Here is a 26,268-nt window from a genome sequence, read left to right as displayed (position 1 = left end):
TTGAGTATGCCATCCATAGAGACAGCTGTGATCAATGTAAGCCCAAGTGAATATAGCCTTTGGGAAAAACTCTGCATCTATCGAGATCAACTTATTGCAAATAGTCGCTTTCAAAACGCAGTTTCAAAAATTCCTTTTATCAATCGAATTGCAAAAAAAAGAGCCAATCAACTGTTTGATTTGATGGCTGGCTTTGTCTACACACAGATACTGCTTGCTTGTGTTCGAATCAATTTATTTAACCTGTTAAAAAATGGCCCATTAGAAATCGGGTTCATAAAAAATAACTGCGGTCTTGAGTTGGATGCATTACAGAAGTTACTCGATGGCGCAGTATCGATTGATCTCCTAGAGCTGCGCTCTCATCAGAGATATGGCTTAGGTGCACTCGGCGCCCCCATGGTTGGCAATACTGCATTGTCTGCGATGATCGAGCATCACACCGTACTGTATGAAGATCTTAAAGATCCTTTGTTGTTGTTATCGGGCGGTATTAAAAATAAAAATCTAGAAAAATTTTGGCCTTATGTTTCTGAAGATGAAAAGGAACAAGAATTTTTATTAGATAAAGAGCGCGTTAAAAATTATTCAGATTTAATGTCAGCATCACTACCACTAGTCGCCGATCAAGTAGTTGATGCATACGATTTTTCTAGGCATCAATGTCTTCTGGATGTTGGTGGTGGTCAAGGAACTTTTTTAAAACGAGTGCATCTGAATGCGCCTCAATTACAGAGAAAATTATTTGATCTTCCAGGTGTAGCGCAGCTTGCACAAGATGGTTTTTTGAAAGACCAAAAACAAAAAGATATTCAGGTATACGGCGGTGATTTTTTTAAAGATCCTCTGCCTCATGGCGCCGATTTGATTACATTGATTCGGGTAATCTTTGATCATGACGATGCGCGCGTCAAAATTCTTTTGCGTTCGGTTTTTGAAGCGCTCCCGCCCAATGGAAAGCTATTAATCGCTGAGCCGATGGCTGATACACCGGGCCACCCAGCGATGGGACGGGCTTATTTTGGTTTTTATCTATTGGCAATGGGCCGTGGTAAACCGAGAAGTATTTCCGAGATTTCGGCCTTGGCAATCGACTCAGGCTTCAAAAAAGTGGAGGTTTTACCCTCCAACATGCCAATTAATGCCCAAGTTTTACTAATTAGTCGTTAATTTAGGGTAATTACTAATGCGCATATCCTATTATGTGTATAAATTAGTTTACATACAGCAAAGTAAATAAAAATATACAAATGCCCAGTCAACTTCATTCAACAGCAGTCTTACTCGAATCTCCAGGAGAGCTTCGGTTGAAGCGTCTTTTGCTTGATGAGCCAAGAGATGAGGATGTTGTTGTGCAGATTGAGTGGAGCGGAATTAGCACTGGTACAGAAAAATTACTCTGGAATGGAACCATGCCTGATTTCCCTGGCATGGGCTATCCATTAGTGCCTGGATATGAATCTGTTGGCCGCATTACTAAAGTCGGTAAAAAATCAAAATTTAGCTTGAATCAACGGGTGTTCGTACCTGGCGCTAAATGCTTTGGTGATGTGAAAGGATTATTTGGTGGAGCCTCTTCTCATGTTGTAGTACCAAGCGATCGAATTATTGCCTTGCCTGAAACAATTGGTGAGGAAGGTGTATTGCTTGCACTAGCAGCTACTGCATATCACGTGACTCAGGGTAAGAAGGCTTTGCAACCAGACCTGATTGTTGGGCATGGCGTACTGGGCCGCTTGATTGCCAGAATCGCAGTGATGTTAGGTGGCCATCCCGTTGTTTGGGAAATCGACTCAGATCGTATGGGTAATGCTGATGGTTATACCGTCGTTCATCCTAGCGAAGACCAAGAGAGCAAGTACAAAAACATTTGTGATGCTAGTGGTCAAGTGGACGTCTTAAATTCTTTAGTTGGACAGCTCTTGCCAGGTGGCGAAATTACCTTGGCTGGCTTTTACAACAAAGATATTCAATTTAACTTTCCTAAGGCTTTCATGAAAGAGGCAAGATTTCGAATTGCCGCTCAGTGGGCTCCACAGGATCTGGCCGATGTGAAGCAAATGATCTCCAGCGGACACCTCAATCTGCAGGGATTAATTACGCATCAAAGAACCCCAAGTTCAATTGGTGAGGCTTATCACACCGCATTTGAGGATCCAAACTGTCTCAAAATGATTGTTGACTGGAGAGAAGCATTATGAATGCACCAAGCGTCCCAAAAGAAATTACGATTCAATTCGCAGCATTAAAGAAAGAGGCTGCTATCGAACCTGATCAGGTTCATACCGGCGAGATCAAAAAAGAAACTCAAATCATTGCTATTTATGGCAAAGGTGGTATCGGTAAAAGTTTTACCTTAGCGAATCTGTCTTACATGATGGCGCAGCAAGGTAAAAAAGTGCTGCTGATTGGTTGTGACCCTAAAAGCGATACAACATCATTGCTCTTTGGTGGTAAGGCATGCCCAACCATCATCGAAACATCCTCAAAGAAAAAATTAGCTGGCGAAGAAGTCAAGATTGGCGACGTCTGCTTTAAGCGCGATGGCGTATACGCCATGGAGTTGGGTGGACCTGAGGTTGGCCGAGGCTGCGGTGGACGCGGAATCATTCATGGCTTTGAAACCTTGGAAAAGCTTGGCTTTCATGATTGGGGCTTTGACTATGTGCTGCTTGATTTCTTGGGTGACGTAGTTTGCGGTGGCTTTGGTCTTCCAATTGCTCGCGATATGTGCCAAAAAGTGATTGTGGTAGCAAGTAACGATTTGCAGTCTCTCTATGTAGCAAACAATGTTTGCTCTGCAGTGGAGTATTTCAGGAAGTTGGGTGGCAATGTGGGTGTGGCAGGTATGGTCATCAACCGCGATGATGGTACTGGTGAAGCCACCGCCTTCGCTGAACAAGTTGGGATTCCCATCCTGTCTGTTATTCCTGCCAATGACGATATTAGAAGAAAGAGTGCTAGTTACGAAATCATCGGTCGACCAGATTCACAATGGGGCCCACTCTTTGAAGAGTTAGCTAGCAATGTTGCAGGGGCGCCACCTGTAAGACCAAAACCAATGGCTCCAGATGATTTGCTAGGACTATTTTCTGCAAGCCAAGTCGGTAGAGATGTCGTACTAGAGCCTGCAACTATTTTTGACATGGTTGGCAAAAATGAAGTGATTAAGCCAACCCTCGAAGTAATTTATGACAAAGCATAGAGACTGAGAGCCAAATGAAATCATCTAAAGTAATTCCTATTCAAAATGCATCTGCCGATGTATCGGGGATTGCTTGCCACTCTGGCGCAGAAGGATTACTGGCAGCAGCAAAAAATGCTAGTAAGAGCGAGATCTTGGGGCAGTACGCTCAAGATTACCCAAAGGGGCCTCATGACCAACCGCAGAGCATGTGTCCTGCATTTGGATCTCTGCGGGTTGGCTTAAGAATGCGTCGCACATCCACCATTCTGTCGGGTTCTGCTTGTTGCGTTTATGGCTTAACTTTTACCTCGCATTTTTATGGTGCCCGTCGCAGCGTGGGTTATGTGCCATTTAATTCTGAATCTTTAGTAACTGGTAAGTTATTTGAAGATATCCGAGAGGCTGTTTACAAAGAGGCTAACCCAGAGCTCTACGACGCCATCGTCATTATTAATTTATGCGTACCGACTGCCAGTGGTGTACCACTTCAACTGCTACCAAAAGAAATTAATGGTGTTCGCATCATTGGTATCGATGTTCCTGGTTTTGGAGTTCCGACCCATGCCGAAGCAAAAGATGTTTTAGCCAGCGCTATGTTGCGCTATGCGCGTAATGAAATTGAAAGCGGTCCAGTTCAAGCGCCTCGTAATGGTGTATCAGAGAAGCCAACCATCACCTTACTTGGAGAGATGTTCCCAGTAGATCCTATCAGTATTGGGATGATGTTAGAGCCCATGGATTTAGCTGTCGGAACGGTTGTTCCCACCAGAGAATGGCGTGAACTGTATCAAGCAATGGATTCAAAAGTAGTTGCTGCCATTCATCCTTTTTATACAGCGAGTATTCGTGAGTTTCAGACTGCCGGTAGACAAATTGTCGGATCTGCACCTATCGGATATGACGGTACAGCCGACTGGCTAGATGAGATAGGTAATGCTTGTGGTGTTAGCGCTGAAAAAATTGGCAATGCAAAAACCAAGTTTTTACCGATGATCAAGGCGGCCTTAAGTGCCAAGCCTATTAAAGGTCGTATCACTGTCAGCGGTTACGAAGGCTCCGAGTTACTCGTTGCCCGACTGTTGGTTGAGAGTGGGGCAGACGTTCGCTATGTTGGAACAGCTTGTCCAAAAACTATTTGGAGTAGCAAAGACTTAGATTGGCTCGAATCCAGAGGCATACATGTCCAATATCGCGCTTCTCTTGAGCAAGACCTTGCCGCAATGAAAGAGTTTTCACCAGATTTAGTGATTGGTACTACGCCAGTGGTCCAAAAAGCAAAAGAATTGGCTATACCGTCCTTATATTTCACGAATTTAATATCTGCGCGGCCGCTGATGGGTGCTGCAGGCGCGGGTTCATTAGCCCAGGTTGTGAATGCAGCTCTAGCTAATAAAGAGCGATTCAACAACATGACTGAATTCTTTGAAGGTGTCGGTACTGAGCATACAACTGGAGTTTGGGAAGACATGCCGGTAGATCGCCCTGAATTTAAGGCCGAAGTTCGCCGTAAGCTTGAGAAAGCAATTGCCAAGCAAAAAGCGGAGGAGATGGGCTAATGTTAGTCATTGATCACGATCGCGCTGGCGGCTATTGGGGAGCCGTGTATGTTTTCACAGCTATCAAGGGGCTGCAGGTTGTCATTGATGGACCTGTCGGTTGTGAAAATTTACCAGTGACTTCAGTCTTGCATTACACCGATGCATTGCCTCCGCATGAGTTGCCGATTGTGGTTACTGGATTAGCAGAAGAGCAGCTCGGTAGAGAAGGTACAGAAGAGTCGATGAAGCGGGCCCACAAGGTGCTCGATCCCAATTTACCAGCAGTAGTAGTTACAGGCTCTATTGCTGAAATGATTGGCGGCGGTGTGACACCAGAAGGAACTGGAATTAAGCGTTTCTTACCCAGAACCATTGATGAAGATCAGTGGCAGTGCGCAAATCGTGCCATGAATTGGTTATGGACAGAGTATGGCCTCAAAAAGATTCCGCAGCGCGTCAGAGCAGAAGGCGAAAAGCCGAGAGTCAATATCATTGGCCCAGCCTATGGCAGCTTTAATTTATATAGCGACCTCGCAGAAATTCGACGTTTGGTAGAGGGCATTGGTGCAGAGGTCAATATGGTGTTCCCATTGAGCTCTCATCTGGCCGATGTTGCCAAGTTAGTCAATGCGGATGTCAATATTTGCATGTATCGCGAATATGGACGTTTATTGTGTGAGACCCTGGAGCGCCCTTATTTACAGGCGCCAATTGGTATGCAATCGACCACTGCATTCCTGCGTAAGCTGGGTGAGCTCTGTGAGATCGATGTGGAAAGTTTTATCGAAAAAGAAAAGCACACCACACTCAAACCAGCATGGGATTTATGGCGCTCTGTGACTCAAGACTTTTTTGGCACAGCTAGTTTTGCCATCGTTGCTAACGAAACCTATACCCGTGGTGTACGTAATTTCTTGGAAGATGAGATGGGTCTCCCTTGTAACTTTGCCGTCTCTAGATTGCCTGGTAATAAAACGAATAACGTCGAAGTGAGAGATTTGGTGCAGAAGAAAACACCATTAGTCATGTTTGGTAGTTATAACGAGCGGATGTACGGAAGCGAAGTGAATGCACGTTTCTCTTATATTCCCGCTTCCTTCCCTGGCGCGATTATCCGTCGACATACCGGCACTCCGTTTATGGGTTATTCCGGGGCGGTCTATCTGATTCAGGAAGTGTGTAACTCCTTATTTGATGCGCTCTTTCACATCCTGCCATTAGGTACAGAGATGGATAAGGTGGATCCAACCCCAGCAAGAATACAAGGCCAGATTGCCTCTATTCCTTGGGAAGAAGAAGCCCAAGCATTGATGAATAAATTAATTAGTAATCAACCTGTGCTGACGCAAATTTCAGCTGCAAAAAGAATTCGTGATGAAGCTGAGTTTGAGGCACGCAAACAGAATATTGAAAGAGTGACAGTCGATTGTGTTCAAAAGTCCACGCTATCCCACCTGAGTGGAGAGACAGTATGACTTTTGCTAAAAGAAATTGCCTTATTAAAAGGCTAAACGTATATGGCGTAGTAAAGCTGTATCCCCAAATCTACAGGGGTGATGTAGAAAAGACCGTAAGGTCAGTCTCAAGGAGTAGTCATCATGAGTGAAAACAGATCTATATCTGGGCTTACCGATGCAGAAGCTCAAGAATTCCATGCATTTTATGTGCAAGGTCTTCTTGGATTTACTGCCATCGCTGTCGTCGCGCACATACTTGTATGGGCATGGCGTCCATGGTTCTTTTGATGCAGCAGTAAGTACATAGTAAATAGATTCAACTAAAAGGAGTGTTTTATATGAAGACCAATGCAGATTTAATCAATAAGAATCATCTACCCGACACGGTGTCGTTCAAGATCATTTTTTTAATTAGCTATGTAGTGATCTTTATGGCAGCTCTCTTTTTGGTTGTATTGCCTGGCTCCCAGAAGGCGTGGTTATTTTCTGGATCTGATGGGGGATCATTCTTCAAATCAGTCGAGTCAGGTGTTTACGGCTTTATGTCTTACTTAAATTAGGAGAAATATTATGTGGAGAATTTGGAAGTTATACGACCCACTACGTGCAATGGTTGCCCAAGGAGTTTTTCTCTTTGCTTTGGCAGCGATGATTCATCTCATTTTATTGAGCACTGTTCAGTACAAATGGTTGGATGGCATGAGTCAAGAGCAGTACAAAGCAGCAATCTCTGCAGCGAAGAAGTAAGTAGATGTACAAACCGTAGACGAATTTCTAGAGATAGTGATTCGTCTACGCAATATTAATTAATTATGAGAAAAATCTCATAGTGCAAGGAGCGCTAAATGGCCATGCTCAACTTTGAAAAGAAATACCGCGTACGCGGCGGGACACTTATCGGTGGAGATCTATTTGATTTCTGGGTAGGCCCGTTTTACGTGGGATTTTTTGGTGTCACTACAGTCTTCTTTACGTTTCTCGGGACTGCAATGATTTTTTGGGGAACCTCTCAGGTAGGGGTCTTTAATCCCTGGCTAATCAATATTGCTCCGCCCGATCTGAAGTATGGTCTAGGGCCAGCTCCCATGATGGAGGGCGGACTTTGGCAAATCATTACGATTTGTGCCTTAGGCGCATTCGGATCATGGGCTTTGCGCGAGGTAGAGATCTCCAGAAAACTGGGTATGGGTCTTCATGTTCCGCTGGCTTTTAGCATGGCAATTTTTGCGTACTTTAGCTTGGTGGTAATTCGTCCAGTGCTGATGGGTGCATGGGGACATGGATTCCCGTATGGAATCTTGAGTCACCTTGATTGGGTATCCAATACCGGTTATCAGTACCTGCACTTTCATTACAACCCGGCTCATATGATTGCGGTGACCTTATTCTTCACTACAACCTTAGCGCTTGCCCTGCATGGTGCTTTAGTTCTGTCTTCTACCAATCCTGCTGCTGGTAAGACTGTCAGGACTCCGGAGCATGAAGATACTTTCTTCAGGGACATTATTGGTTATTCAGTAGGAACCTTGGGAATTCACCGCCTCGGTTTATTCCTGGCATTAGCAGCCGTCTTTTGGAGTGCAGTTTGTATCGTGATCAGCGGGCCTTTCTGGACAAAAGGATGGCCTGAGTGGTGGACGTGGTGGTTGAATTTGCCTATCTGGGGGTAGTTTTCAGCTGAATTAAATATGCGGAGAGCATTATGGAATATCAAAACTTATTTACTCAAACTCAAGTAACTGGACCTGCTAGTCATGGCGTGCCCATTAACGCATACGATATGCGTGAGCGAACTCGCTCAATCGGCGTTAGCCATTTACTGGGTCGCCTAGGCAATGCTCAGCTTGGACCGATTTATCTGGGACGGCTTGGTGTCGCGTCACTCATGTTCGGCATGACGGCATTTTTCATCATTGGTATGAATATGTGGGCACAAGTAGGGTGGAATCCACTTCAGTTTGTCAGAAAACTGTTCTGGCTTTCTCTAGATGCCCCCTCACCTAAGTATGGCCTTAGCTTCCCCCCTCTAAATGAGGGTGGTTGGTGGCTGATTGTGGGTCTCTTTTCCACGATATCCATTATGTTGTGGTGGTTCAGAACTTTCCGCCGCGCACAAGCACTTGGCATGGGTAACCATGTACCTTGGGCATTCGCTTCCGCAATCTGGTTATTTTTAGTGCTCGGTCTGATTCGACCTGTATTGATGGGAAGCTGGAGTGAAGGAGTTCCATTTGGCATCTTTTCTCACTTGGACTGGACGGCTGCCCTCTCGATTCGCTACGGAAATTTGTTTTATAACCCGTTCCACATGCTCTCAATCGTATTTCTATATGGCTCTGTCCTGCTCTTCGCAATGCATGGTGCAACCATTCTGGCGGTGAGCCGTTTTGGTGGAGAGCGAGAAATCGAACAAATTGTTGATCGTGGTACAGCTTCAGAGCGGGCCGCACTGTTTTGGAGATGGACCATGGGCTTCAATGCAACTATGGAATCTATTCACCGTTGGGCTTGGTGGTTTGCAATATTGACACCGCTGACCGGTGGTATTGGTATCTTGTTGACTGGCACAGTAGTTGATAACTGGTATTTATGGGGTGTGAAGCACGACATAGCACCTGCTTATCCAGCAATATATGGAACGATGACGGATCCCGCCCTTACAGCGCCCGCTGCTCCAATTGCTATAGGAGAGAAAAAATGAAGAACCTACGTCATAAATTAACAGTTGTATTCGGAATTCTGGGCATCTTGATGCTGACCGCATGTGAGCGGCCGCCAATAGAATCAAAGCAAACTGGCTTCCGAGGCACTGGTATGGCTGAGATTAATAATCCAAGAACAGATGCTCAGCTGGCCAAGCTCAATGAAATGCCGGCAGGAATTCCAGCATCGGCCGATGGACCCAAGGCTGGTGCTGTATACAAGAACGTCAAGGTGCTTAATAACTTGAGTGCTGCTCAGTTCAGCGCTTTTATGGTGTCTATGACCGCTTGGGTTGCTCCTAAAGAAGGTTGTGCTTACTGTCATAACGTTCAAAACTTTGCCGATGACTCTATGTACACCAAGACCGTTGCTAGAAAAATGATCTTGATGAATCAAGAGATCAATGGCACTTGGAATAATCACGTAAAAACTACAGGTGTAACTTGCTATACCTGTCACCGTGGTAATAACATCCCGCAAAATGTTTGGTTCAATACAGTCGAAAACCGTGGCGGTAATATGCTGGGTAATAAGAATGGTCAAAATGATCCAACGGCAGGTAGCGCCTATGCCTCCTTACCTAATAACACCTTTGGAAGCTACTTCGTGGCCGGTGCCGGTGCAGCGCGTGTTATTGGGGGTGATGCATTGCCTAATGGACATAAAGCAACTCTACAAAGTACCGAGAGTGTGTATGGCGTGATGTCGCACATGTCGAGCTCTCTTGGGGTCAATTGTACGTACTGTCATAACAGTCGCGCCTTTAGTAGTTGGGAGCAGAGTACGCCACAACGTATACAAGCTTGGCATGGTATTCAGATGCTGAAAGATGTAAATACCAACTATATAGATTCATTAGCATCTACTTTCCCCGATAACCGTAAGGGACCAGATGGTGATGTAGCCAAAGCCAATTGCGCCACTTGCCATCAGGGTGTAAATAAGCCTCTCTTAGGACAAAGCATGGTCAAAGATTATCCATATCTTGTTCCTGCCAAAACTAAACCGGCCGATAGTATTCATAGTTCTAAGAATTGATGTAGTAACCCCCTCTTGTTCATTGTGAGTAAGAGGGGGATTTCACTAAAGGAAGTGTGATGGACCAAAAGGTCGATCTATTTAAGATTCCGGGGCAAATCACAAACCCTCATGACGGCAATCATGCTGAGCGTGTTTTAGTCATTGGCTCAGGATTCGGGGGTCTAGCTTCCGCCATTCGCATGGCAAAAAAAGGCTATCAAGTACAAGTATTAGAGCGACTCGAGAGTCCAGGCGGTAGAGCATTCGTTCATAAAAAGAATGGCTTTACCTTTGATGCTGGCCCGACCATTATTACTGCACCATTTCTATTGGAAGAGTTGTGGGAGATGTGCGGTAAAAAAATGGCTGATGATGTTGATCTTAGAGCCATGGATCCCTTCTACCAAATCCGATTTGCTGATGGACGGATCTTTAATTACACCGGCGATTTAGAGCAAATGAAGCGGGAGGTCAGTAAATTTAATCCAAAGGATTTGCCGGGTTATTTACGCTTTCTGGAAGATGCCAAATACCGTTATAAGTTAGGTTTTGAAGAGTTAGGCGATGTCGCCTTCGACAACCTAGCTGATCTTGCAAAGGCATTTCCCAGTCTGATCAAAATGCGCGCTTGGGAAACCCTCTACAGTCTAGTAGCCAAGCATATGAAAGATCCTCAGCTGCGAGAGGTAATGAGCTTTCATCCTCTGCTGATTGGTGGAAATCCTTTTTCAGTAACAGCTGTCTACGCTTTAATAAACTCCCTAGAGAGTAAGTGGGGTGTGCATTCAGCGATGGGTGGCACTGGCGCCATTGTCAAGGGATTGGTAGGCTTGCTCGAAGGTCTTGGGGTTTCTATTCGTTATAACAGCACGGTCAAGAAAATCAATATCGTCGATCGCAAGGTCACTGGGGTCACCTTAGAAAGTGGGGAAGTGATCTATGCTGATAAGGTGGTGTCAAACGCAGATACTGCATGGACCTATAAAAATCTGATTGAGCCGCAGCATAGAAAAATTTGGACAGATAGAAAAATAAACAATGGAAAGTATTCCATGAGTTTATTTGTTTGGTATTTTGGAACCAAGAAACAGTATCCACAAATCCCGCATCATATGATGTTGCTTGGCAAGCGTTATAAAGAATTGCTAGAGGATATTTTTAAACGTCATCACTTAGCAAAAGATTTCAGTCTTTACTTACATCGCCCGACCGCTACTGATCCCAGCTTGGCGCCAGAGGGCTGTGACACATTTTATGTTTTATCTCCTGTGCCCCATTTAGATAGTGGAACGGATTGGAAAAAAGAGGCTGAGCCCTATAGGCAGGCTATTGCAACAATGTTAGAAGAGACGGTATTGCCGGGCTTAGAAGAGAATCTAGTGGAATCCTTTGTGATGACTCCCGAAGATTTCAAAGACAGACTCTTGTCTTTTAAGGGCGCAGCATTTGGATTGGAGCCTCTCCTAACCCAAAGCGCTTGGTTTAGACCACACAATCGCAGTGAAGATATTGAAGGTCTTTATATGGTTGGGGCAAGCACCCATCCTGGTGCTGGCATACCTGGAGTACTGTCGTCAGCTAAAGCTCTAGATTCATTAATCGAGCCTGTTAAGGTTGCAGATAGCCGTGCACGATAGAGCGATTACCGCTGAATTTGGTTTTCAGCAAGATCTGCAGACTTGCGAAAGTCTGATGAAGGAGGGCTCTAAGTCGTTCTTTTCTGCCTCACGTATATTGCCTAGCAAAATACGGGATTCTGCCATTGCACTTTATGCATTCTGCCGTCTATTGGATGACATGGTAGATGATCCTAATGCGCCAGATGATGTCATCAAGCAAATTGAGTATCGACTCGATTGTATTTATGCGCAGACTCCTGCTGATATCCCTGCAGACAGAGCACTTGCTTTAGTCGTTGAACGATTCTTGATTCCTAGAGAAATATTAGAGGCTCTAGTTGAGGGATTCAGGTGGGATCGCAGTGGTAGGCAATACGACACAATAGAAGAGCTGTGTGATTATTCCGCAAGAGTGGCCTCTACCGTCGGCGTCATGATGACTTTAATTATGGGAGTCAGAGATCGCGCAGTCTTAGAGAGAGCATGTGAGCTCGGACTAGCAATGCAGCTAAGTAATATCGCTAGAGATGTTGGTGAGGATGCAAAAAATCAACGACTCTATTTGCCAAAGCAGTGGCTTGAGGAGGAGGGTATTGATCCGGATCAGTGGTTACTTAATCCCCAATTTAGTCCCGCATTATCCAGGGTAGTTAAAAGACTGATTACTTACGCGGATGACCTTTACAGCCGTTCTTCCTTTGGATTCTCTGGCTTGCCGCGTAACTGTAGATCGGCAATTGCTGCTGCTAGCTTTATTTACTCAGAAATCAGTCGTCAGGTAGAGCGACAAGCCTATGATTCGGTCTCTCGACGTGCCGTAGTCTCTAAAAAGAGAAAGCTACTCTTACTTGTTAAGGCATTTAGAACCGCTATTTTTACCGCTAAGCCGACTCGTAGTTTCAGCGAGATCGCCTCTATACAGTTTTTGGTTAATGTCGTTAGGCCAGAAGAGCCGTACGCTCATTACACTGGAAGTGTTGAGGAAAGATTAATTTGGGTTGTAGGGCTACTTGAAAAAGTCGAGCTCCGAAAAGCGGCAACTTATCACGCCAACGCTCAGCAACAAGCTTAAAAACTCTGTTTAAAAAATCATTGTTGGGTTTCTCGGCATTCTCCAAGGTAGCATGAGTTGCACAATATTGGACTTTAAGCGATTGACGTTGAGGGTCTCATGCATCGAAATGACCTCTTCCCCAAGCAGATGGGATTGAATTCTGGAGCGCGCATAAAACGGGGTATCTTCGTAGGTATTTAAGAGCTCCATCGACTGAGGTTTTTCTGAGCGCATATTTCTTTTGATGCCCCAGCCAGTTTTTCTTAGGGAGACTCTCTCTGGCGCTACAAAGGGCTCAACCGTACCATCGAGATTAAATTTGGAGGCGATGATGCGCTCTGCACCATTGTTTTGGCGGACATCATAAATAACGGCTGTACTTCCATCCTTCAGGTGTGCTCTAGACCAGTCCCATTCACTAAACGATTGGCTGACTGCCTCATCGCCTTCATTCGAGTCAAAATAGGCGCTCCCTTTCCAATGTAAATTGGGTTTGGTAAAGGACACCTCAACCCTTGCTGACGGAGAGATCGGCCCCCAGCGATGCTTTTCCTGATCATCTAAGGCAACAACCTGATTAAAGAGTTGATCTGGATAAACCTTAATAGTGCCCTCTACCTTGCTCCCCAGTAAAGGTACGCGCTCTTTAATCTTAATAGTTAAAACATCATTCTCCCAATGCAAATGACTAGGGCCAATCGTGAAAGTATGTTCCGTTCTCTTGATCGCATTCTGAGCTCGCTCAGTCATAGTCCAGCATTTTGAATTTGGTGTGTAAAGCGCAACATTAATAGCGCAGTAGTCATTTGCATTTGCGGGCTGCTTTTTATTGGCCCAAGCATAATAGGGTGAGAACACGCTGCCAACAAAAGCAATGATGCTAAAGCCATAAAGACCATCATCACTCAGACCATCGACATACCACCAGAGATAATTGCCTGGATCTACCGCTTGGTCAAACCGAGGTGTTCCATTAGGGTTGCGGCCACCAATCGACCGGACATAGCCGCCATGGGAACTCCCGGACCCGGATGCGTGCTTCCCCCCGTGAGTAGAAGGTTGCTGATTTGAGATTGAGAACCGAGCCTCTGAAATGAGCTCATCCATCCATGAGTTGCTTGACCATAAAGAGCTCCTCCGCGACCCGGAAAGAGTTTGGCGAATTCTTGAGGGCTCGTTCGAGTCACTTCCAGATTTTGAAGTTGCAGACCATATTGGCGCATGAGTGAAAATATTTTTTGCTCGCATCGATCTACTTCCTTTACGTCGTAAGATGAAGTGCCACCATTTGCTGGCGCATTCACCAGACAAAGTAGCCGCTCATGTTGGTCGCTCTCGATCGCATGATCCGTTCTATCTTGAGCGCATATATACACCGTTGGATTTTCTGGAATTTTATTCTGAGAAAAAATATCCGAAAACTCATCACGGTAGGGTTGATTAAAGAAAACGTTATGTCTGACTAAGGGGAAGCCGGATGCTTTAACTTGCATTGACCAAGTGACTGCAGATAGAGAGTCAGACTGTTGAAGATTTTTAGGAATCGCTTCACTAGCTGGTTCACCCAGTAAGCCATGCTTTAAGGCGTTAATGTCGCCATTGAAAATCAGGTAATCACATTCAAGATATTCGCCGGAAGAGAGCAATACACCTTTTACTTTATCCCCGGCAATATCCAGCGATTGGACTTCCGAGTTGTATCTAAAGTTGCATTGTTTCTTTTGGGCTAAGCGTGCAATGACCTCGGGGATTTTGATCATTCCGCCCTTAATAGACCAAACACCTTCCATTTCTACTTGCGCAATCAGCATCAGAGTTGCCGGAGCCAAATAAGGCGATGAGCCACAGTAAGTTGCATAACGCCCAAACAGCTGATGTAGACGAGGATCAGGAAAGTAGCGGTCTAATGCTGACCATAAGCTACTAAAAGGGCCGATGTCCCATAGCACTTTACTTTTTGCTAGCCCTAAAGAGGACATCATTCCCATCATGCTAGGGCGAGGGGACTCAATGAAAGGTGATTTGAGTGCTTGATAAACTTTTTTTGCTGTTTTGCAAAACTCTAAAAACTGTTTTGCTTGTTGTGGCCCGCTAAATTGGCCAATAGCATCAGCGCTTTTTTGACTATCCGCATACAGATCTAGATAGTTATCACCCCAACTATGTCTTGCAAGAATATCTAATGCTTCAAGTTCGAATTCTGAATCAAAATGCTCTCCACAATCTGCAAAGAGTTCATCAAAGATCCATTTCATCGTAAAGACCGTAGGCCCAGAGTCAATGAAAGAACTGCCTGCTTGCACTTGGCGGATCTTTCCACCTGGCCCTGAATTCTTCTCGATGACCGTGACATCGAGACCTTGATGGGATAAGGTCAAAGCAGCGCTAAGACCACCAATACCCGCTCCAACAATGAGAACCTTAGGCGATTTCAACATACTTACCTTGCCATACACCTTGAGCTGAATTGACTACAAAGCGTGTGAACATGGACTCTGAAAAATAGTCTTTACCGTATGCGGCTTTAATGGCTGCGAGATGAGCCCCTTCCTGCGCATAGCGATCTAGAGACTGCTCATCATTCCAGATAGTAAAGGTTGCCTGGCGAAGGTAGGGTGCCTCACCAAGTCCAGCCGTCAGTATTTTTCCAGATGCCTGATTAATGGAAACTTCAGCAGGCTTTGCCTTGCTCCAAAACTGCATCGCTTTAGTGGGTCTGATTGAAGCTCGAGTCAGAGATGCAATAGGACCTCTTATCGGTTTTGCTACCAAGTCTTGCATTGGAAATGAAGACCACGAACCACGGCTAGAGTAGGCCTGGAGCGTTGCGGTAAACATTTCATTTGAATGATCTCGGTATGCACGCAAGATAGCAGCATTTTTTAAGAAAGCGGCTGCATTTTCAGGCTCATCAAATACACAAAAGAAGCCTTGTTTTGTGAGGCTTGGTTTTGTACTAAATCCCCCGTTAAATCCAGAGCCTAGTACTTTGCAAAATTGCAGGCCTTGCAACCCAGCGAAGGGGTATTTACCCAGAACATAGCGTGATAGCCCCCATCCACTAGAACCAGCAGCAATATTGATTAAAGCTAATACTGCTGTCTGATTAGTCATGAGAAATTAGGCATCAATATCTTCAGCAGCATTACTATCAACAATGCCAAAACGCCTCATTTTGATATAAAGACCTTGTCGAGATAAGCCTAGTAATTCAGCTGCTGAGGCTCTGTTGGACATCGTGAGATCTAAGGCAGCCAAAATACATAATTTTTCAATAATGTCAGTGGTCTCAGTAACGATTTGCTTTAAAGGAACTTTGCCAACTAATTGGGTTAGTTCCTTGGCATTCTTTCCTAGGTTCTCAGATTTAGCGCTAGGTTGCTGTACAGATTTCGAAATCAGATGAATGCTAATACCAACTGCTGAAAGTTTTCCACTGATAAAGCTGACTGCTGAAATTTGGGCTTCTTGCGGTGAGCTACCATCATCGGCGGTAATTGTTGTTGAATAGTCTTTGATTGAGCCATATTCGCGCACGGTGCCGAGGATAATTTTTAAATCAATTCCCGCTCTACCTAGCCATATTTCCAAGGACTTGCCGAGAATATTTTCTTTCTGGGCAGATTGAGACATAGAAACAAAGGTACTGTTGGCGGTCAAAATAACGCCGCTAGTACTGCACACAATAAAACCATCTTGAAAGTCTTCAATGGCCTGTGTGAGCAAAGTAGTTTGCTCATTTAGATTGTTAGTCGGGACACTCTTCGATCTTGGCTTAATGGATACTAGGCAAATATTTTGATTGCCCTCACGCAACAAGACGCTAGAGATTTCTACATTCTCTTTGAGATTCTCCAGTGTCGATTGGATAGGAGACTGCAAAATTCCTGATTTTGATTCTGCTAAATAAGTTTGTATAGCCTCATAATCTTTTACAGGAAATAAATTAGTAAATAGTTTTCCCTGAATTTTCTTTAGGTCACCTACCAAAAAGCCCGCAGATTTATTTACCTCAAGAATCTTTAGGGTTTGGCTGTCTACTATTAAATAGGCTTGATCAATGTTATTAAATAGTTGGACGTAACGATTTTGTATTGCATGAAGATTGGCATAGTCACGCTCAATTTCTTGTTGAGAGTCGACCAGTTTTTGCTGCAGCAAAGAGATGCTGCTGAGATCTTTGCCAATAGCAACTAACTTATTTTCTTTTGAAAAAAAAATCGTACTAAATTGAATTGGAAAAGAGGGCGATCCTTCAATCCATTGGTTTACTTGGCGCCACTTTTGCTCTAACTCATCCTCGCTTGTTTTGAGAAGAGCATTGACTTTAGGTTGGCTATCAATAGCAACCGTATCGAGCCAATTTTTCCCAATTAAAGACTGCGTATTGCTGGCAATAGGCTTTGAGCCGTTTAATACATTCTCTATTAAGCCTGAGCTATTCATCACAAACACAAGATCGACTGAAAGCGACAGTATTGCAGCTGCTTGATGCACATCTAAGGCATCGATTGCTTGTGGAGCTAAATTGAAAATTTTAGTCACTATGTTTATTTACCGATTTTTCTAATAATTATTTTTATATTTGGCTGAGAACAAGCTCTAATTTTTCAACAGATTCTTCAGGGGTAAATGCTTTTATATCCGCCTGAATGCAATCAAATGTTGCAGGCGCTCTATTATAGAGCGGACCCCCAATCAGTACCTTAATTTTGGGGTTCTTAGATTTTCCCCTCAGAAAGCTAATAGTATTTGGCAGCAGATCCAATTGCTCGTCACAAGATATTGAGATGGCAATAGCATCATGATTATTAGACTCAAGCTCTCGGCTGATGGATTTGATACTGTTATTTTCCGGGCGACAAACACGCCATCCAGAATGAATAAAATAATTAGAAAGAATAAGTGTGCCTAGAGAGTGCTGTGATTCTGGAAAATTTGAGATCAGAATCGAGCGGTCACCTCGTTTTTCTAATTGAGTTACTTGAAAAAGGTAGTCGAGCTTATGAATAACCCGCTCAAGCTTATTAACCCCAATTGATACCTCGGCAAAACTCAGTGTGTCATCTTCCCATTGCTTGCCTAGTCTTCTAGCAATAGTGGGTATGAGGTCTAAGACAATGTAATTGATCGATACCCCATGAGTCTTGAGTACTGTAATCGCCAGCTCAAAGGCCCCATCTTCGGTAGAGAGTAGTAATTGGGTAATGCGATTAATCTCCTCATCGCCTAATACTTCCCCTTGTTTGCTCAGAGTGGGTATGGGGGTCTCAATCCAACCATCTTCGTTGGAGGCTTTGGGCTTATTAGCTCCCTCAACCTTGCGTTCAATTTCCTCAACTAAGTGGGGCAGTTGAGTGCTGAACACTTCCATGATGAGTTCTTTTTTAAAAGATGGATTCACCCAATGGCCCTTGATCTAAAGTGTTGTATTATTTACAAACATATGTAAAATAATTATTACACTAGAGATCTAATAATAGCAATTATTTTCTATTAACTAGGGTAAACACTAATATAAACTAGGGAAAGTACCAGTATTAGTAAGTTCTAATAAGCGTAAAGTTTTGTTTACACATAGCCAAAAACATCACGCCCAAAAATGAAGATCAATAAGCCTCTATACAGTCAGGAGCAACGCGCAAAACGCGATGCCACTGTGTGGACCCTAGTCCAGGGGATTTTGGCGCCTGTTCAATTTTTAGTTTGCCTGATTAGCCTGTACTTGGTCGTGCAATATCTTATTTCTGGCCATCACTATGAATTAGCCACCATTTCAGTAGTGGTTAAAACCTTCTTTTTGTATCTGATCATGCTTACTGGAAGTATTTGGGAGAAAGTTGTTTTCGGAAAATATTTATTTGCCGATAGTTTCTTCTGGGAAGACGTATTTAGTATGTTGGTCATTTCCCTACATACGATTTATCTCTACTTCCTCATAGCTGGTGGCATGAGCGATCGTAGTCTGATGTATCTCGCTCTCGCAGCGTATGCATCCTACTTTATTAATGCAGGCCAGTTTATTTACAAGCTTCGGATGGCTCGCCTGCAGTTTAATGACCAGGTTGCAGCATGAACGCTATCGTTGATCTGCCAAAAGAAGCTCAGTCCCATGTTGGGAAAAATATTCCAATCTATAAAGAACGTGGTCAAAGGGAAGTATTTTGCGGGCTCACAGGGATTATTTGGCTGCACCGAAAAATTCAGGATGCTTTCTTCTTGGTAGTTGGCTCTAGAACCTGTGCACATTTGATTCAGTCAGCTGCTGGGGTCATGATTTTTGCAGAGCCAAGGTTTGCGACGGCGATTATTGATGATCGTGATCTTGCTGGAATTGCGGATGCGCATGATGAGCTAGATCGGGTTGTAAAGGCCTTACTGACAAGACGTCCTGACATCAAGATGCTATTTTTAGTAGGTTCTTGCCCGTCAGAAGTGATTAAATTAGATCTGTCTCGTGCCGCGCAAAGATTGAATAAGGAGATGATCAATCAATGCCGCATATTGAGTTACTCGGGTAGCGGAATTGAAACAACCTTTACTCAAGGCGAGGATGCCTGCTTGGCATCCTTAATATCGGATACACCAAAGCAAGCTCCTGCAGTCGAGCAAAACTTACTCATCGTTGGTTGCTTGCCAGATATCGTTGAAGATCAATTCCAACGCATTTTTAATGAGCTGGGAATTACGAATGTATCGTTCTTCCCGCCAAAGAGTTCAAAGCAAGTAGTTGAGATCAATAGCAATACTCATTACCTACTTGCCCAGCCCTTCTTGGCTGAAACTGCCAGACTCATTGAGGAGCGGGGCGCAAAGAGACTATCTGCACCATTCCCATTTGGAGTTGAAGGTACTACCGCATGGCTTAAAGCTGCAGCCAAGGCTTGGAATATTGATGATGGCAAATTTGATCAAGTAACCCAAGTCAGAATTGATCGGGCTAAAAAGAGTCTCGCACGTTACCTGCCAGCTTTGGAAAATAAAAGTATTTCTTTCTTTCCAGATTCACAACTAGAAATTCCTTTAGCGCGCTTCTTGTCCAAAGAATGTGGCATGAAAGTTCTGGAGATAGGCACACCCTATATTCATAAGCAGCATTTGGAATGTGAATTTGATTTATTGCCGGAAAATATTCGCATTGTTGAAGGCCAGGATGTCGAGAAGCAATTAGATCGCTGTCGGAGTGATAAGCCCGACATCGTGGTTTGTGGACTTGGCTTAGCCAATCCCCTTGAGTCTGAGGGTATTACGACTAAGTGGTCAATTGAGTTGGTGTTTAGCCCCGTGCATGGATATGAGCAGGCTGCTGATTTAGCAGAGCTGTTTGCACGGCCTTTAAATCGCAGTCTGAAACTAGCGGCTTAAGGGGTTCACATGCAACTGACACTTTGGACATATGAAGGCCCACCACACATTGGTGCGATGCGTATTGCTACCTCGATGACGGATTTGCATTATGTCTTGCATGCACCACAGGGCGATACCTACGCTGACTTATTGTTTACGATGATTGGACGCGCTAAAACCCGTCCTCCCGTTACCTACACGACATTTCAGGCAAGAGACTTGGGTGGGGATACAGCGCAGTTATTCCAGGATTCTGTCAATTCTGCATATGAACGTTTCCAGCCTAAAGCCATGATCGTAGGTGCTTCATGTACTGCAGAATTAATTCAGGACGATCCAGGTGGTTTGGCAAGAGCACTCACTTTACCAATTCCTGTGATTGCACTTGAACTCCCTTCGTATCAGAAAAAAGAAAACTGGGGCGCTTCAGAAACTTTTTATCACATTGTCCGTGGATTAGTGGCGTTCGATAAATCTATTAGTGCCCAGCAGTATCAAGAGATGCGTGCCACTAATGCTAAGCAGGATCAAAAGCCGAGCTGCAACATTCTCGGACCTACTGCATTAGGATTTAGAAATCGCGACGATATTCAAGAAATCAAGTCTCTATTGGAGGCGATGGGTATCGAGGTGAAAGTGGTTGCACCACTCAATGCCTCAGTTGCAGACATCACCCAATTACCTCAGGCAGACTTTAATGTCATGCTGTATCCAGAAGTTGCTCAACTGACCTGTACTTGGTTACAGAAAACATTTGGGCAGCCTTTCACAAAGACCATTCCGATTGGCACTAAAGCAACTAGAGCGTTTGTTCAAGAAGTGGCTGCATTAGCCAATATCAATCCAGAGGTTTTTTTACAGTCTCAAGATGAGCGGGCCCATTGGTATGCAAAATCAGTCGACTCAACTTACCTCACCGATAAGCGTGTATTTATATTTGGTGATGCAAGTCATGTCATTGCTGCTGCAAAGGTCGCCTCAGAAGAAATCGGCTTTAAGGTAGTTGGCTTAGGCACCTACAGCCGTGAATTTGCTCGCGAAGTTCGTGAAGCTGCAAAGCTATATGAGATTGAGGCTTTAATTACCGATGACTATTTAGAGGTTGAGGAAAAGGTAGCTGAACTTACTCCAGATTTGGTCTTGGGTACGCAGATGGAGCGCCACATCGCTAAAAGATTAGGCATTCCTTGTGCTGTGATTTCTGCACCAGTCCATGTTCAGGACTTTCCAGCACGCTACTCACCACAGATGGGATTTGAAGGTGCCAATGTATTGTTTGACACCTGGATTCATCCACTCATGATGGGTCTTGAAGAGCATCTGATTATGATGTTCCGCGATGATTTTGAATTTAGTGCTAAGGCTGCACCTTCACATCTAGGGCATTCATCAGCTGTTAAAGAAAACTTGCACTCACCAGCGCCTCAATCCAATGAGGTCGCTCCAGTAGTTAGTCACACTCAGGTAAACGCTGAGACATTTAGTGGTACAGAGCCAGCAAAATTATGGGATGCAGAAGCGGAAAAAGAATTGGGAAAAATTCCATTCTTCGTTAGAGGTAAAGCACGACGCAATACCGAGAAGTTCGCAGTTGAGCATGGCATTAGCCATATCACTATTGAAACGCTCTACGACGCTAAGGCTCACTATGGCAGATAAGAAAATCCCAATGAGAGTCTCTATCATTACGATGGATACGCACTTGAGTAGCGCGACAGAGCGAGCTCGTTATGCCCTCAAGAAAAAGCTCCCAAGTCTTGAGCTAAGTATTCATGCGGCTTCCAGTTGGACTGTCGATGCTAAAGCACTAGAAAACTGTATTGCTGATATTGAGTCTGCAGATATCTTGATTGTGACCATGCTCTTTATGGAGGATCACTACAAGCCAGTGATTGAAGCTTTAAAAGCTCGGCGCAATGAATGTGATGCCATGATTTGTGCTATGTCAGCAGGTGAAGTGGTTTCTCTGACTCGCATGGGCGGGTTTGATATGGGCAAGCCAGCAACTGGCTTGATGGCCTTGTTAAAGCGTTTACGTGGGAATAAAGAGAAAGCCCAAACTGGTGGTGCAGCTCAAATGCGCATGTTGCGTCGCCTGCCAAAAATTCTTCGATTTATTCCAGGTAATGCGCAAGATGTCAGAGCCTATTTCTTAACTCTGCAATATTGGTTGGGTGGTTCCGAAGAGAACCTCTTCCATATGGTGACCAACTTAGTCAATCGTTATGCTGCTGGTGAGAGAGTAGTTTTAAAGACTAAAGAAAAACTGGTTGAGCCAGTTATTTATCCTGATAACGGTATTTATCATCCGCGGCTCAAAGGCCGTATGAGTGAGTCTATTAACGATTTACCTAAATTGGTTTCTGATAAGAAATCTAAGGGCCGCGTTGGATTGCTATTGCTCAGATCCTATATTTTGGCTGGCAATACATTGCATTACGATTCAGTTATTGCCGCAATTGAGGCACAAGGACTGCAAGTTCTGCCTATATTTGCAGTAGGTTTGGATGCAAGACCAGCTATCGACCAATTCTTTTATCAAAATGGCGAGAAAGTAGTTGATGCGGTTGTATCGCTTACCGGGTTCTCCTTGGTTGGTGGTCCTGCATATAACGATGCAAAAGCAGCTGAGGAGATACTCGCCTCTTTAGATGTGCCTTACCTCGCAGCACAGCCTTTAGAGTTTCAGACTCTTAATGAATGGGGCAGTTCTGATCGAGGACTCCTGCCAGTAGAAAACACGCTGATGATCGCGATACCAGAGCTCGATGGTGCGATTGTCCCAATGGTGTTTGGTGGCAGAGCAGGTGATGCGAATGTTCAGTGCAAGGGTTGCCATAAGGGCTGCGTATTTGAGGCCAGCATTAATCGTCATGACATGCATACCTGCATAGAACGTACAGCAATGTTAGCTGCGCGCGTATCAAAACTGATTGCCTTACGCAAAGCCGAGCGTGCCGACCGTAAAGTGGCGCTGGTGATGTTTAACTTTCCCCCAAATGCGGGAAGGGTTGGTACTGCGGCTCATTTAAGTGTTTTTGAATCTGTATTCAATACCTTAAAAAGCCTTAAAGCAGAGGGCTATAGTGTTGATGTACCCGCATCTATCGATGAATTCCGGGACATGATTTTGATTGGTAATGCGAAAGAGCATGGCACTGATGCTAATGTTCATGCAATGATTAGCGCCGCAGATCATATTCGTCGCGAGCCTTGGTTAAAAGAGATTGAAGCGCAGTGGGGCCCAGCTCCTGGAAATCTCCTGAGTAATGGCTCATCACTTTTTGTGTTGGGTAAACAGTTTGGCAATGTATTTGTAGCTCTGCAGCCTGGGTTTGGTTACGAGGGCGATCCAATGCGCTTGTTGTATGAGAAAGGTTTTGCACCAACTCATGCTTTCTCTGCGTTCTATCGTTATATCCGCGAAGATTTTGCAGCCTCAGCAGTATTGCATTTTGGAACCCATGGCGCATTGGAATTTATGCCAGGTAAGCAATCGGGGATGTCCGGTGCCTGCTGGCCAGATCGCCTGATTAACGATTTACCAAATCTATATATTTACGCCTCAAACAATCCATCAGAAGGTGCGATTGCTAAACGTCGTGCTGGAGCAACCTTAATTAGTTATCTAACACCACCGGTTTCACAAGCAGGTCTATATCAAGGTCTATTGGAATTCAAGGAAGCGGTAGAGCACTGGCGTAAGTTGGTTCCAAATGAGACAGCCCAAGCTTGGAGTGACACTGAGCAAGAGTTGCTTGATTCGATGCAAGCACAAGCAGTTGAGCTCGAATTTTCTACCCCAGAGCCTGTTTGGAAGAATTTAAGTGCAAGTAAAGTAAATCAGACTGTGATGCATCTGAGTGAACAGATTCTGGAGTTAGAGTACACCTTGATTCCTTACGGACTTCATGTCCTCGGTAGTCCGCTCAGCATGGAACAGAGCTTAGATATGTTGGTGAGCTTTTTATCTGTGCAAGAGGGTGAGCTCAAAAATATGGATCGAGCCAGCATTGAAAAGCTGATTAATAGCGATAGTTTGGAGCAGTTTATAAAAGCCCAAAAAATGAATCTAACTCCCACACTACGTGCCGAGCTAGAGGAATTACTTGCGGTGTATAGCGAGCTACAAGCTGATAGTGAAATGCAGGGTGTGATGAAGGCCTTAGAGGGGCGCTATATTCGTCCAGCACCTGGTGGCGATGTCCTGCGCAACCCACAGGTATTGCCAACTGGTCGAAATATTCATGGCTTCGATCCTTTCCGTATTCCAAGTAAATTTGCAATGAAGGATGGATTGACTCAGGCCAATATGCTTTTGGAGAGATATAAGCTGGATGGTAATCCACTGCCAGAATCCATCGCCATGGTCTTGTGGGGTACTGACAACTTAAAAACTGAAGGCGGGCCGATTGCTCAGATTTTGGCGCTGATGGGAGCGTTGCCGCGTTTTGACAGCTTCGGCAGGTTAGCTGGCGCTCAACTAGTTTCTTTGGAAGAGTTGGGCAGACCTAGAATTGACGTCATGGTATCGATTTCAGGAATCTTCAGAGATCTGATGCCTTTGCAAATCCGCATTCTTGCCGAGGCAGCCTTCTTAGCAGCTAGTGCTGATGAGCCGCTTGATCAGAACTTTATTAAAAAACATACCTTAGCCTATCAGGCACAAAATGGCTGCGATCTTGAGACTGCTGCGCTACGAGTCTTTGGTAATGCTGAAAGTGCCTACGGTGCCAATGTCAATATGATGATTGATAACGGTTTATGGAAAGATGAAAACGAGTTAGCTGAAACCTATACCCGTCGTAAAAGCTTTGCCTACGGAAGAACTGGTGTCCCAATGCTACAAAGCGAGCTTCTCAACAATATTCTTGCTGATGTGGAGCTCACTTATCAAAACCTAGACTCCATTGAACTTGGTGTCACAACCATCGATACTTATTTTGATACTTTAGGTGGCGTTAGTAGGGCTGTCAGAAGAGCAAAGGGTGGAAAAGCGGCGCCTGTGTATATCGGCGATCAAACTCGTGGTACTGCGGTTGTCAGAACTCTCAATGAGCAGGTATCACTAGAGACCCGTTCACGCATGCTAAATCCAAAGTGGTACGAAGGCATGCTTAAGCATGGATACGAGGGCGTTCGCCAGCTTGAGAGTCACTTAACTAATACTGTTGGCTGGTCTGCTACGACTGGCCAAGTAGAGCCCTGGGTTTATCAACATCTAACACAAACATTCATATTAGACCCAGAAATGCGGGAGCGATTGATGAAGCTAAATCCTGCTTCATCAGCAAAAGTTGCAAGTCGACTATTGGAAGCATCAGAAAGAAATTATTGGAAGCCAGAGCCATCAGTATTAGAGACCTTGCGTCGCGTTGCTAATGACTTTGAAGATCGACTTGAAGGCGTTTATGAGGGAGTACCTATTTAATGAATACAGTTAGTGTGCCAGTTTCTTCGATTAACACTCGAAGTAAGCCAACCGATGGCGAGGGGAGCTTGCAAGTTCACCTGGACCCCAATGAAAAAATTGGGAATGCCAAAGTATTCGCAATTTATGGCAAGGGTGGGATCGGTAAGAGTACAACTTCTTCCAATCTGTCTGCAGCGTTTTCATTGCTGGGTAAGCGGGTCATTCAGATTGGTTGCGATCCAAAGCATGATTCCACTTTTACGCTGACTAAAAAACTAGTCCCTACCGTAATTGATATTCTAGAGTCAGTAGATTTCCATTCGGAGGAGCTAAGAGTAGAAGACTTTGTCTACGAAGGCTTTAACGGTGTGATGTGCGTGGAAGCAGGTGGCCCACCTGCAGGAACTGGTTGTGGTGGCTACGTTGTTGGTCAGACTGTCAAGCTTCTGAAAGAGCATCACCTACTCGAAGATACCGACATTGTTATTTTTGACGTCTTAGGCGATGTGGTGTGTGGTGGCTTTGCTGCCCCGTTACAGCATGCTGACAGAGCCCTTATTGTCGCGGCGAATGATTTTGATTCTATTTTTGCCATGAATCGCATCGTTCAGGCTATCAGTGCCAAAGCAAAAAACTATAACGTGCGTTTGGGTGGCGTGATCGCCAATCGAAGCGCAGATACAGACCAGATTGATAAGTTCAATACGCGGGTAGGTTTAAAAACAATGGCGCACTTTCCGGATCTCGATGCGATTCGTAAAAGCCGTCTCAAAAAATGTACCGTTTTTGAGATGGAATCGACCCCAGAGATTGAGAAGGTCAAAGATGAATACATGCGTTTAGCTGCTAGCCTACTTTTAGACGACGATCCTTTGCTGACAGAGTCACTCAAAGACCGTGAAATATTTGACTTACTTGGATTTGACTAAT

23 protein-coding genes are annotated in these 26,268 nt (G+C 44.6%); 18 read left to right on the top strand and 5 right to left on the bottom strand.

Translation table 11 applies throughout. The features are described from left to right. The first annotated feature begins 6 nt into the window (after positions 1 to 6). The 13 genes from ICN26_RS08935 (at position 7) to ICN26_RS08875 (ending at position 12,596) form a co-directional block, all read left to right on the top strand. Positions 7 to 1,170 carry a methyltransferase gene (locus tag ICN26_RS08935; protein ID WP_216268076.1) on the top strand — a complete coding sequence of 388 codons (1,164 nt, stop codon included), beginning with the start codon at positions 7 to 9 and terminating at the stop codon, positions 1,168 to 1,170. Between the two features lie 80 nt (positions 1,171 to 1,250). Further along, on the top strand, positions 1,251 to 2,201 hold the full coding sequence (gene bchC / locus ICN26_RS08930; RefSeq protein WP_216268075.1) for a chlorophyll synthesis pathway protein BchC: 951 nt from the start codon (positions 1,251 to 1,253) through the stop codon (positions 2,199 to 2,201). Further along, a complete protein-coding gene (locus ICN26_RS08925) occupies positions 2,198 to 3,205 on the top strand; it encodes a chlorophyllide a reductase iron protein subunit X (RefSeq protein WP_215354095.1) in 1,008 nt (335 codons plus the stop codon). Before bchC ends, ICN26_RS08925 begins: the two co-directional genes overlap by 4 nt. Positions 3,206 to 3,219: 14 nt before the next feature. Then, the gene (gene bchY, locus ICN26_RS08920) at positions 3,220 to 4,743 is read left to right on the top strand and encodes a chlorophyllide a reductase subunit Y (RefSeq protein WP_216268074.1); all 1,524 of its coding nucleotides are present in this window, start codon (positions 3,220 to 3,222) and stop codon (positions 4,741 to 4,743) included. Further along, the gene (bchZ, locus tag ICN26_RS08915) at positions 4,743 to 6,200 is read left to right on the top strand and encodes a chlorophyllide a reductase subunit Z (RefSeq protein ID WP_215354093.1); all 1,458 of its coding nucleotides are present in this window, start codon (positions 4,743 to 4,745) and stop codon (positions 6,198 to 6,200) included. The genes bchY and bchZ overlap by 1 nt, the downstream gene beginning before the upstream one ends. Before the next feature lie 123 nt (positions 6,201 to 6,323). After that, positions 6,324 to 6,470, top strand: coding sequence for a light-harvesting antenna LH1, beta subunit (gene pufB / locus ICN26_RS08910; protein ID WP_046330418.1), 147 nt, complete (start codon positions 6,324 to 6,326; stop codon positions 6,468 to 6,470). A gap of 50 nt (positions 6,471 to 6,520) precedes the next feature. Then, the gene (locus ICN26_RS08905) at positions 6,521 to 6,742 is read left to right on the top strand and encodes a hypothetical protein (RefSeq protein ID WP_216268073.1); all 222 of its coding nucleotides are present in this window, start codon (positions 6,521 to 6,523) and stop codon (positions 6,740 to 6,742) included. A 10-nt stretch (positions 6,743 to 6,752) separates the two neighbouring features. Beyond that, positions 6,753 to 6,929: a light-harvesting antenna LH1, alpha subunit gene (gene pufA, locus ICN26_RS08900; protein ID WP_071608677.1), complete on the top strand. Its 177-nt coding sequence runs from the start codon at positions 6,753 to 6,755 to the stop codon at positions 6,927 to 6,929. Between the two features lie 98 nt (positions 6,930 to 7,027). Continuing rightward, the gene (gene pufL / locus ICN26_RS08895; RefSeq protein WP_215354086.1) at positions 7,028 to 7,852 is read left to right on the top strand and encodes a photosynthetic reaction center subunit L; all 825 of its coding nucleotides are present in this window, start codon (positions 7,028 to 7,030) and stop codon (positions 7,850 to 7,852) included. Between the two features lie 32 nt (positions 7,853 to 7,884). Then, the gene (pufM, locus tag ICN26_RS08890; RefSeq protein ID WP_216860405.1) at positions 7,885 to 8,883 is read left to right on the top strand and encodes a photosynthetic reaction center subunit M; all 999 of its coding nucleotides are present in this window, start codon (positions 7,885 to 7,887) and stop codon (positions 8,881 to 8,883) included. After that, positions 8,880 to 9,923 carry a photosynthetic reaction center cytochrome PufC gene (gene pufC, locus ICN26_RS08885; RefSeq protein WP_216268072.1) on the top strand — a complete coding sequence of 348 codons (1,044 nt, stop codon included), beginning with the start codon at positions 8,880 to 8,882 and terminating at the stop codon, positions 9,921 to 9,923. The genes pufM and pufC overlap by 4 nt, the downstream gene beginning before the upstream one ends. A 59-nt stretch (positions 9,924 to 9,982) precedes the next feature. Continuing rightward, entirely contained in the window at positions 9,983 to 11,542 is a 1,560-nt protein-coding gene (locus tag ICN26_RS08880) for a phytoene desaturase (RefSeq protein WP_216268071.1), read from the top strand. Further along, positions 11,532 to 12,596 carry a phytoene/squalene synthase family protein gene (locus tag ICN26_RS08875; protein WP_369411822.1) on the top strand — a complete coding sequence of 355 codons (1,065 nt, stop codon included), beginning with the start codon at positions 11,532 to 11,534 and terminating at the stop codon, positions 12,594 to 12,596. The genes ICN26_RS08880 and ICN26_RS08875 overlap by 11 nt, the downstream gene beginning before the upstream one ends. Before the next feature lie 9 nt (positions 12,597 to 12,605). Here the strand turns inward: ICN26_RS08875 and ICN26_RS08870 are convergent, their stop codons facing one another. The 5 genes from ICN26_RS08870 to ICN26_RS08850 form a co-directional block, all read right to left on the bottom strand. Then, complete coding sequence (locus tag ICN26_RS08870; protein ID WP_500797037.1) at positions 12,606 to 13,454, bottom strand: carotenoid 1,2-hydratase family protein; 849 nt, start codon at positions 13,452 to 13,454, stop codon at positions 12,606 to 12,608. Between the two features lie 68 nt (positions 13,455 to 13,522). Then, positions 13,523 to 15,016 (bottom strand): 1-hydroxycarotenoid 3,4-desaturase CrtD, encoded by a 1,494-nt coding sequence (gene crtD, locus ICN26_RS08865; protein WP_216268070.1) that lies wholly within the window; start codon positions 15,014 to 15,016, stop codon positions 13,523 to 13,525. Beyond that, entirely contained in the window at positions 15,000 to 15,692 is a 693-nt protein-coding gene (locus ICN26_RS08860) for a spheroidene monooxygenase (RefSeq protein WP_216268069.1), read from the bottom strand. Before ICN26_RS08860 ends, crtD begins: the two co-directional genes overlap by 17 nt. Before the next feature lie 6 nt (positions 15,693 to 15,698). Beyond that, entirely contained in the window at positions 15,699 to 17,123 is a 1,425-nt protein-coding gene (gene ppsR, locus ICN26_RS08855; protein WP_216268068.1) for a transcriptional regulator PpsR, read from the bottom strand. Positions 17,124 to 17,157: 34 nt separating this feature from the next. Next, entirely contained in the window at positions 17,158 to 17,952 is a 795-nt protein-coding gene (locus tag ICN26_RS08850) for a cobalamin B12-binding domain-containing protein (RefSeq protein ID WP_216268067.1), read from the bottom strand. Between the two features lie 228 nt (positions 17,953 to 18,180). Here ICN26_RS08850 and bchF point away from each other — a divergent pair, with 228 nt between their 5' ends. From bchF to bchL, 5 genes are read left to right on the top strand one after another with little or no spacing between them, the layout of a single operon-like run. Then, the gene (gene bchF, locus ICN26_RS08845) at positions 18,181 to 18,654 is read left to right on the top strand and encodes a 2-vinyl bacteriochlorophyllide hydratase (protein WP_215354072.1); all 474 of its coding nucleotides are present in this window, start codon (positions 18,181 to 18,183) and stop codon (positions 18,652 to 18,654) included. After that, positions 18,651 to 19,943, top strand: coding sequence for a ferredoxin:protochlorophyllide reductase (ATP-dependent) subunit N (locus tag ICN26_RS08840; protein ID WP_216268066.1), 1,293 nt, complete (start codon positions 18,651 to 18,653; stop codon positions 19,941 to 19,943). The genes bchF and ICN26_RS08840 overlap by 4 nt, the downstream gene beginning before the upstream one ends. Before the next feature lie 9 nt (positions 19,944 to 19,952). After that, the gene (gene bchB / locus ICN26_RS08835) at positions 19,953 to 21,584 is read left to right on the top strand and encodes a ferredoxin:protochlorophyllide reductase (ATP-dependent) subunit B (protein WP_216268065.1); all 1,632 of its coding nucleotides are present in this window, start codon (positions 19,953 to 19,955) and stop codon (positions 21,582 to 21,584) included. Beyond that, positions 21,574 to 25,356, top strand: coding sequence for a magnesium chelatase subunit H (locus ICN26_RS08830; RefSeq protein ID WP_216268064.1), 3,783 nt, complete (start codon positions 21,574 to 21,576; stop codon positions 25,354 to 25,356). The genes bchB and ICN26_RS08830 overlap by 11 nt, the downstream gene beginning before the upstream one ends. Further along, complete coding sequence (bchL, locus tag ICN26_RS08825; protein WP_215307735.1) at positions 25,356 to 26,267, top strand: ferredoxin:protochlorophyllide reductase (ATP-dependent) iron-sulfur ATP-binding protein; 912 nt, start codon at positions 25,356 to 25,358, stop codon at positions 26,265 to 26,267. The genes ICN26_RS08830 and bchL overlap by 1 nt, the downstream gene beginning before the upstream one ends. Position 26,268: the final 1 nt, after the last annotated feature.

The organism is Polynucleobacter hallstattensis (assembly GCF_018881835.1).
Classification (GTDB): Bacteria; Pseudomonadota; Gammaproteobacteria; order Burkholderiales; family Burkholderiaceae; genus Polynucleobacter; species Polynucleobacter hallstattensis.
This window is presented reverse-complemented; position numbering and strand designations above follow the sequence as displayed.